The 2513-nt window shown below is 64.9% G+C and carries 3 protein-coding genes; all 3 read left to right on the top strand.

Annotation, left to right across the window (positions count from 1 at the left end; genetic code table 11):
- Window positions 1-1175, top strand: a 1175-nt coding sequence (locus QOD90_RS14375) for an MFS transporter (RefSeq protein WP_526350783.1), incomplete at its 5' end; no start/stop codon positions are given.
- Between the two features lie 115 nt (window positions 1176-1290).
- Window positions 1291-2295 (top strand): glycosyltransferase family 4 protein, encoded by a 1005-nt coding sequence (locus QOD90_RS14370; protein WP_526350781.1) that lies wholly within the window; start codon window positions 1291-1293, stop codon window positions 2293-2295.
- The coding region (locus QOD90_RS14365; protein ID WP_526350779.1) for an alpha-amylase family glycosyl hydrolase at window positions 2292-2513 on the top strand (222 nt) is incomplete at its 3' end. The genes QOD90_RS14370 and QOD90_RS14365, both read left to right, overlap by 4 nt.

The following is a 2513-nucleotide window of genomic DNA, read 5'->3' as shown; positions in this document are numbered from 1 at the left end:
CTGCTTCGAGCGCGTACGCGGGTGCGATGCAGTCATTCGCGACCTACGCAGTCGGGTTCGCCGCGCGCCCGGTCGGGGCCGCGATCTTCGGGCACTGGGGCGACCGAATTGGGCGTAAGACCACGCTGATCATCACGCTGCTGGTCATGGGCATCTCGTCAGCCATCGTCGGGATGCTGCCCGGGACGGCGTCGATCGGCTTAGCGGCGCCGCTGATCCTGGTGCTGTTGCGCCTGGTGCAGGGCATCGCAATCGGCGGCGAGTGGAGCGGGTCGGTGCTGCTTGCGATGGAGTGGGGTGATCAAGATCGGCGTGGGCTGCTCGGCAGTGCCGCGCAGATCGGTGTCCCGGTGGGGCTGGTGCTCGGCACCGGCGGCATGACACTGCTCTCGGCGACACTATCGCCTGAGGCGTTCAGCTCATGGGGTTGGCGGGTGCCATTTTTGGCCAGCTTGATCCTGGTGGCAGTCGGCCTGGTAATCCGGCTGAAGATCCTCGAGACGCCGATGTTCGCCAAAGTGCTTGCCGAAGGCAAAACCGCGGCCACACCGGTGATGGACGCGATCCGGCAGCATTGGCGAGAGATCCTGCTCTCGGCGGGGGCACGGTTCAGCGAGCAGATGCCGTTCTACCTATTCACTACCTTCGTGCTGACCTACGTCGTGGCGACCCATCACTACAGCAAGACGTTTGTGCTCACCGCGGTGCTGGCGGGCGCAACGTTGGAACTCGTGGCGATTCCGCTGTTCTCACACCTGTCGGACCGGTTCGGGCGCAAACGCGTGTACCTCACCGGAGCCGTCTTGACTGGGGTGTTCGCCTTCCCCTACTTCGCCGCCTTGTCGCACGGCGGTTACGCGCTGATCTTCATCGCCATCATCTTGTCGTTGGTAGTGCACGCCATGCAGTACGGGCCACAGGCCGCGCTGATCGGCGAGAGCTTCCCGACCCACCTGCGCTACGGCGGCGCCGGTATCGGCTACCAGCTGGCGTCGGTTTTCGCCGGGGGCCCGGCGCCCCTACTGGCGACATGGCTGCTGCACGAGACCGGAACACCGTACGCAATTTCCGCATACATCGTGCTTGCCGCCGTTATCAGCGTGGCCTGCGTCATCGCCCTCCCCGACCGATCCCGCGCGAACATCGATGACGCGGCTGTCTACAGCCGTGCCTAACGTTTGCGCTTGGGTAGCGACTGCGCACGGAGAAGCCTCGAGAGAATGCGGCCGGCCCCGGTAGCCTGGGCACATCCCGATCCAAGGCGAAGCAGGCGATCCGATCCGCGTCGCCGTGCTGTCGCCGATCGCGTGGAGGACACCACCGCGTCACTACGGCCCATGGGAGCAATTCGCCTCGTTGCTCACCGAGGGGCTGGTGGCCGCAGGCCATCACGTCACGCTTTTCGCCACCGCAGACTCGATCACCTCGGCCAGCCTGTCCGCAACTGCGCGTCGTGGTTGGTCCGAGGACGCGACGATCGATGCGAAGGTCGCGGAATGCTTGCACATCGCTTCGGTGTTCGAGCGCGCCGGCGAGTTCGACGTCATCCACAACGGGTTCGACTTCCTGCCACTCACGTATAGCGATCTCGTCACGACCCCGGTGGTCACCACGATCCACGGGTTCTCGTCGGAAAGGATCGTCCCCGTCTACGAGCGCTACGACGGCGCAGGAGCTTACGTATCGATCAGCGACGCCGATCGTCACCCGAATTTGCATTACGCCGCGACCATTCACCACGGGATCGACATCGACGCGTTTGCGATTCATCCGAATCCCGGTGCGCATCTGTTGTTCTTCGGACGGATCCACCCCGACAAGGGCACCGCCGACGCGATCGAGGTCGCCCGCCGATGTGGTCGCCGGCTGGACATCGCCGGAATCATCCAGGACGAGAAGTACTTCCGCGATGAGGTCGCGCCGCACGTCGACGGCGAACGGGTTCGCTATCTCGGCGCCGTCGACGCTTCCGACCGTGCCGAGGTGCTAGGAGGCGCGCACGCGCTGCTCCACCTGATCGATTTCGACGAACCGTTCGGATACAGCGTCGTCGAAGCGATGGCCTGTGGCACACCGGTGATCGCCAACGCGCGAGGTTCGATGGGGGAGTTGGTCGCGCACGGGGTAAGTGGCTATCTAGTGGGAGACATCGACTCGGCGGTCGTCGCGGTCGCTGCCGCCGGTGATCTCGACCGGCGCAGGATCGCCAAGCTCGCCGCCGACCGGTTCACGGTCGCGACCATGGTCGACAAGTACGTGGCCGTGTACCGGGACGTGATGCGCGGCCGGAAATGACGTCGCCACGGGACGCTGGTTGGTGGAAGTCGGCTGTCGTGTACCAGATCTATCCGCGGAGCTTCGCCGACTCGAACGGTGACGGGGTGGGCGATCTGGGCGGCATCTTGGGGCGGCTCGACTATCTGCGCGAGCTCGGGGTGGACGTGATCTGGTTGTCGCCGATCTATCGGTCGCCGCAGGCTGACAACGGCTACGACATCAGCGACTACCGCGAC

It is taken from the genome of Mycobacterium sp., assembly GCF_032161845.1.
Classification (GTDB): domain Bacteria; phylum Actinomycetota; class Actinomycetes; order Mycobacteriales; family Mycobacteriaceae; genus Mycobacterium.
This window is presented reverse-complemented; position numbering and strand designations above follow the sequence as displayed.